Source organism: Sphingobium chlorophenolicum (genome assembly GCF_000722875.1).
Taxonomy (GTDB): domain Bacteria; phylum Pseudomonadota; class Alphaproteobacteria; order Sphingomonadales; family Sphingomonadaceae; genus Sphingobium; species Sphingobium chlorophenolicum.
This window is the reverse complement of the sequence record NZ_JFHR01000105.1, coordinates 1-5,943: the sequence shown is the minus strand read 5'-3', so window position 1 is coordinate 5,943 and position 5,943 is coordinate 1. Positions and strand designations below refer to the sequence as shown.

Sequence of the window (5,943 nt, the reverse complement as noted above, 5' to 3'; positions counted from 1 at the left end):
CGCGGGGGTGGCGGCGCTGCTGAAGCAGACTGCGCCCGGCGCGCTGGTGTTGGAGCCGGATGGGAGCAGCCGGTGGACGCGGGCCGACGCGCTGCGGCCGGGCATGACGATATTGGTGGCGGCGGGCGAAAGGCTGGCGGCTGATGGGCGCGTGGTGGAGGGGGAGAGCGGGATCGACATCGCCTTCCTGACCGGGGAAAGCGCGCCGGTGCGGGTGCATCCGGGCGACGAGGTGCAGGCGGGGGCGCTGAATGTCGAGGGACCGATCCGGGTGCAGGTGACGGCGGCGGGGGCTGATACCGTCATCGCCGACATCGCCCGGCTGATGGAGGAGGCGGCGCAGGGCAAGTCGCGCTATGTGCGGTTGGCCGACCGGGCGGCGCGGCTCTATGCGCCCTGCGTCCATCTGCTGGCGGCGCTGTCCTTCGCGGGGTGGATGATCGCGGGGGCGGGCGTGCATCAGGCGTTGCTGATCGCGGTGGCGGTGCTGCTGATCACCTGCCCCTGCGCCTTGGGGCTGGCGGTGCCGGCGGCGCAGATCGTCGCCTGCGGCGCGCTGATGCGGCGGGGCGTGCTGGTGAAGGACGGGTCGGCGCTGGAGCGGCTGGCGGAGGTGAGCGAAGCCGTGTTCGACAAGACCGGCACGCTGACGCTGGGCCGTCCCGTGCCGATGGGGCTGCGCCGTTTGTGGCGGGACGACCGGTCGATCCTGCTGTCGCTGTCGCGGGCTTCGCGCCATCCGTTGAGCGTTGCCTTGCGGCAGGCGCTGGAGGCGCGGTGGGTGACGCCTGCCGCGCTCGACAATGTTCGTGAAGTGGCGGGGGAGGGGGTTTTCGCGGACTATGAGGGCGTGGCCGTGTCGCTGGCGCGGCCGCGCAGCCTGATCAACCTGTTCGGGCTGGCGTCGGAATATCGGCGGGGGGATCAGGCCATGCTGCTGGGCTTCACCGATGCGTTGCGGCCCGATGCCGTCGATACTCTGGACGCGCTGCGCGGCATGGGGGTGAAGGTGCTGATCGCCAGCGGCGACCGGCCCGACGCGCTGGAGGAGATTGCCCGTGAAACCCGCGCCACCGCTATCGGCCATCTGCGTCCGGCGGACAAGCTGGCGCTGATCGGGCGGCTGAAGGCTGGGGGCGAGAAGGTGCTGATGGTGGGGGACGGGCTGAACGACGGCCCGGCTTTGGCGGCGGGGCATGCCAGCATGGCGCCCGCCTCCGCCAGCGACGCCAGCCAGCTTGCCGCCGATGCGGTGTTCCTGGGCGACGGGCTGGCCCCGGTGGCGCTGACCGTGCATGCGGCGCGGCGGGCGGTGGCGGTGGTGAAGCAGAATTTCGCGCTGGCCATCGGTTATAATGCGCTGGCGGTGCCGCTGGCCATAGCGGGGAAGGTGACGCCGTTGGTCGCGGCGGTCGCCATGTCGACATCCTCCCTGATCGTCGTCGCCAATGCGTTGCGTTTGAAAGGAGCCGTGAAATGATTGGGCTGAGCCTGCTGATCCCGATTGCGCTGGGGTTGGGATTGTTGGGGCTGGCGGCCTTTTTCTGGGCGCTGGGGAATGGGCAGTTCGAGGATACGGACGGGGCGGCGGTGCGTATTTTGATCGATGAGGAGTGAGGGGGGACAGTAAAAATCCTCCCTGCGCGTAGCGTGGGGAGGGTCGAAGAGAGGCACGTGACTCTCTTCGACGGCCGAAGGCTGGTGGAGGGGAAATGCGGAGGTCGTGCCTCTTCCCCTCCACCACCGCCTTCGGCGGCGGTCCCCCTCCCCATCTTTCGATGGGGAGGATTGGCGATGTTTGCGCCGAAGGCTCAGGAGCGTTTCAGCAATCCGGCAACGACAGGCGCGATCTTGCCGACGATCACGTTGACCCCGGCGGGGTTGGGGTGGATGGAATCCGCCTGCATCAATTTAGGATCGCCGATCACGCCGTCCAGGAAGAAGGGATAGAGCGGCAGGCCGTAATCCTTCGCCAGCCGTGGATAGAGGGCGTTGAACTTCGCGCCGTAATCGGCCCCCATATTGGGCGCGGCCAGCATGCCGGTGAGCAGCACGGGAATCTGCCGCCGTTTCAGTTCGTCCAATATGGCGCGCAGATTCTTCTCGCTGTCCTCCGGCGCGAGGCCGCGCAGCATGTCGTTGCCGCCCAGGTCGAGCAGCAACAGGTCGGGCTTGCGCGGCAGGCCGTCCAGCGTGAAGGCCAGGCGCTGCATGCCGCCCAGGGAGGTTTCGCCGGAGACCCCGGCATTGTGGACCTGAACCGCCAGCCCCTGCGCCTTCAGCGCCTGTTCCAGCCGGAAGGGGAAGCTTTCATTCTGGGCCACGCCATAGCCCGCATAGAGGCTGTCGCCGAAGGCCAGAACCAGCTTGCCGTCCGCGACGGGGGTAGCGGCGTTCTGCGTCTGCGCGGACGGCGCGACATTATTGGCGGCAGGTTCGCCCGAACAGGCGGTGAGCAATTGCACAATCGCCGCCGCGCCCACATATATTGACCGTCTTCCCGCCTTCATGGGGTTCCTTTCGCCGATGCACGGTTCGTCCTCCCTTGCCCATATTGCGATTGAAGCGCGCAATGTCACCCTTTCGCTTGGCACGCGCGAGGCGCCTACGCAGATATTGAAGGGCGTCGACCTTTCCATCCCCAAGGGCGAGAGCCTGGCGATATTGGGGCCGTCGGGGTCGGGCAAATCGTCGCTGATGGCGATATTGTCGGGGCTGGAGCGGGCCAGCGGCGGCGAAGTGCGGGTCGCCGGGATCGATTACGGGCCGCTGGACGAGGATGCGCTGGCGCGGGCGAGGCGCGGGCGCGTGGGCATCATATTGCAGAGCTTCCACCTGTTGCCGACCATGACGGCGGTGGAGAATGTCGCCGTGCCGCTGGAACTGGCGGGGTTCGCGGACGCCTTCTCCCGCGCCGCGGACGAACTGGCGGCGGTGGGGCTGGGGCACCGGCTGCACCATTATCCGGCGCAGCTTTCGGGGGGTGAGCAGCAGCGCGTGGCCATCGCCCGCGCCGTCGCGCCGGGGCCGGACATCCTCTTCGCCGACGAGCCGACCGGCAATCTGGACGGGGCGACCAGCGGGTCCATCGTCGAACTGCTGTTCGCCCGGCGGGCGGCGAACGGCGCTACGCTGGTGATCATCACCCATGATCCTGGCCTCGCGGAGCGGTGCGACCGCATCGTCGAGATGCGCGACGGGTTGATCGTCGCGGATCGCAGGCCGTGACGGGGTTGGGTTGGCGGGGTTGCTGGCGCATTGCGCGGCGCGACCTGCATCGCGGTTTCCGGGGGTTGCGGCTGCTGTTCATCTGCCTGTTTCTGGGTGTGGCGACGCTGGCGACCATTGGCGGCCTGACCGCCGCCATCACCGGGGAGATCGCCAGCAAGGGGCAGGTGCTGCTGGGCGGCGATGTCGAGGTGGCGATGTCGCAGCGCGAGGCGGGCGCGGCGGAAAAGGCGGCCTTCCGCCGCGAGGGTGCGCTGAGCGAGACGATCAGGTTGCGGGCGATGGCTCAGCGGGTTGGGCAGGGCGATGGTCCGTCGGCCGTGTTGACCGAACTCAAGGGCGTGGATGGGGCCTACCCGCTTTACGGCGCATTGACGCTGAAAGGCGGGCGGGCCGGGCCGATGCGGGCCGATGAACTGGTCATCGGGCAGGCATTGGCGGACCGGCTGGACGTGAAGCCGGGCGATGGACTGCGCTACGGCGGGGCGACCTTCCGCATCCGGGACATCGTGGCGGACGAGCCGGACAGGGTGGGGGAGGGCTTCACCCTGGGGCCGGTGGCGATCACATCGATGGAGGGGATCAGGCGCACGGGGCTGATCCAGCCGGGCAGCCTTTATGAGAGCAAATATCGCATCCGCCTGAGCGCGGGCGGGGATGCCGGGGCGGTTGGGGAGCGGTTGAAACGCGCCTTTCCGTCTGCCGGGTTCGAGATCAAGGACCGCGACGGCGCGGCGCCGGGGACCAGCCGTTTCCTGGAGCGGATGGGGCAGTTCCTGTCGCTGATCGGCCTCGCCGCGCTGGCCATCGCCGGGATCGGGGTCAGCAACGGGGTCGCATCCTATCTGGCGATCAAGCGCAACGGCATCGCGACGTTGAAGATATTGGGCGCGTCATCCGCCGACATCGCCCGCATCTACCTGATGCAGATCGGCGCGGTCGCGCTGCTGGCCATCGGCTGCGGGCTGGCTGCGGGGGTGGTGCTGCCGCTGGGGCTGGTGAGGGCGATGGGGGACATGTTGCCGGTGCAGCCGGGTTTCGCCGTTGCGATTTGGCCGCTGGTCACGAGCGCGCTTTACGGCCTGCTGATCGCCTTCATCTTCACCATGCCGCCGTTGGCCCATGCGCGGACCCTGCCCGCCGCCGCCCTGTTCCGCGAGACGGTGGACCGGCGGCGCGGCGTCGACCGGGCCAGCATGATCGCGGTGGGCGCGGCGGGCGTTGCGGCGGTCGCGCTGGCGCTGGGCACGGCGCGGGAGCCGTGGTTCGCGGCGGCGATGCTGGGCGCGGTCGCGGCGATGCTGGCGCTGCTGACCGGGATCGGGCTGCTGGTCCGGCATGGGGCGCGGCGCATGCCCGCGCCGCGCCGTCCGCTGGTGCGGTTGGCGGTGGCCAGCCTCCATCGGCCGGGGGCGCAGACTTCGGCGCTGGTGGTGGCGCTGGGGCTGGGGCTGACCTTGTTCGTGACGCTGGCGGCGATCCAGTCGAGCCTGAGCGCTGAAATCCGCAATACCGTGCCCCGGACCGCGCCGGATCAGTTCGTGCTGGATATTCCCATTGCCGCCAAGGACCGGTTCCTCGCGCTTGTCGCCAAGGAAGCGCCGGGGGCCAGCGTCAATATGGTGCCCACCCTGCGCGGCACCATCGTCGCCTATGGCGGGCAGCGCGTGGCGGACCTGAAGCAATTGCCCGAAGGGGCGTGGTTCCTGCGCGGCGAACGCGGCGTCACCTATAGCGATGCGTTGCCGGAGGGATCGGAACTGGTGAAGGGGCAGTGGTGGCCCCGCGACTATGCCGGGCCGCCGCTGGTCTCGCTCGACCGGGAGGCGGCGGAGGTGATGGGCGTGGGCGTCGGCGACATGCTGACCGTGTCGGTGCTGGGGCGGGAGATGGAGGCGCGGATCGCGTCGCTGCGGCAGGTCAATTGGGAGACGATGGGCTTCAATTATATCATGGTCTTTTCCCCCAACGCGCTGCGCGGCGCGCCGCACAGCCTGTCCGCGACGATCACGATGAAGGGCGCGTCGGAAGGGGCGATGGCGCGGGCGCTGCTGGCGGCCTTTACCTCCATATCGATCATCGCGGTGGGGGAGGTGGTGGCGCAGGTCACCGTGCTGCTGGGGCAGATGTCGACCGCCATCGTGCTGGCGGGGTCGGTCGCGATCCTGGCGGGGATCGCCGTGCTGATCGGGGCCATCGCGGCGTCCCGGCAGGCGCGGGCCTATGACGGCGTGATATTGAAGACGCTGGGCGCGACCCGATGGCAGATATTGGGGGCGCAGGGGATCGAATATGCGCTGCTGGCCGGGGTGCTGGCGCTGGTGGCGCTGGCATTGGGGCTGGCGGCGGCCTGGTTCGTGATCGTGCGGATATTCGAATTCCACTGGGCGCCGGATTGGCTGCTGGTGCTCTCCACATTGGGGGCGGGGGCGGTGCTGACGCTGGGGATCGGGTTGCTGGGGTCGATTCCGTTGATGTCGGTGCGGCCGGCGCGGGCTTTGCGGGCGCTTTAGGGGAAGGGGGCCTATCCTGTTCCTCCCCATCGGGAGATGGGGAGGGGGACCAGCCGAAGGCTGGTGGAGGGGAAGGGGGCACGACCTGCGTATTTCCCCTCCACCACCGCTTTCAGCGGCGGTCCCCCCCCCCCCGCTGCGCGCAGGGAGGATTATCCTGGCTGGGGAATAGGGGGGAGCGTAGCAGCCGGGCCGCCGTCAT

At 69.2% G+C, this 5,943-nt stretch carries 5 protein-coding genes; 4 read left to right on the top strand and 1 reads right to left on the bottom strand.

From position 1 onward, the window contains the following. A partial coding sequence (locus BV95_RS22125; protein WP_037457433.1) for a heavy metal translocating P-type ATPase occupies positions 1-1,480 on the top strand: 1,480 nt, incomplete at its 5' end. After that, on the top strand, positions 1,477-1,617 hold the full coding sequence (gene ccoS, locus BV95_RS22120) for a cbb3-type cytochrome oxidase assembly protein CcoS (RefSeq protein WP_013849233.1): 141 nt from the start codon (positions 1,477-1,479) through the stop codon (positions 1,615-1,617). The genes BV95_RS22125 and ccoS, both read left to right, overlap by 4 nt. A 194-nt stretch (positions 1,618-1,811) precedes the next feature. On the opposite strand, the gene BV95_RS22115 is transcribed toward ccoS, so the two are convergent. Further along, a complete protein-coding gene (locus tag BV95_RS22115) occupies positions 1,812-2,510 on the bottom strand; it encodes an arylesterase (protein ID WP_037457429.1) in 699 nt (232 codons plus the stop codon). Here BV95_RS22115 and BV95_RS22110 point away from each other — a divergent pair. Both BV95_RS22110 and BV95_RS22105 read left to right on the top strand, forming a co-directional pair. Continuing rightward, complete coding sequence (locus tag BV95_RS22110) at positions 2,509-3,228, top strand: ABC transporter ATP-binding protein (RefSeq protein WP_156028739.1); 720 nt, start codon at positions 2,509-2,511, stop codon at positions 3,226-3,228. The two genes, BV95_RS22115 and BV95_RS22110, sit on opposite strands and share 2 nt — an antisense overlap. Continuing rightward, entirely contained in the window at positions 3,225-5,741 is a 2,517-nt protein-coding gene (locus BV95_RS22105; RefSeq protein WP_037457427.1) for an ABC transporter permease, read from the top strand. The genes BV95_RS22110 and BV95_RS22105 overlap by 4 nt, the downstream gene beginning before the upstream one ends. Positions 5,742-5,943: the final 202 nt, after the last annotated feature.

Bases quoted from the DNA above. Each gene is read 5' to 3' on its own strand.
- ccoS (WP_013849233.1), top strand. From the start codon at position 1,477: ATGATTGGGCTGAGCCTGCTGATCCCGATTGCGCTGGGGTTGGGATTG.
- BV95_RS22110 (WP_156028739.1), top strand. From the start codon at position 2,509: ATGGGGTTCCTTTCGCCGATGCACGGTTCGTCCTCCCTTGCCCATATT.
- BV95_RS22115 (WP_037457429.1), bottom strand. From the start codon at position 2,510: ATGAAGGCGGGAAGACGGTCAATATATGTGGGCGCGGCGGCGATTGTG.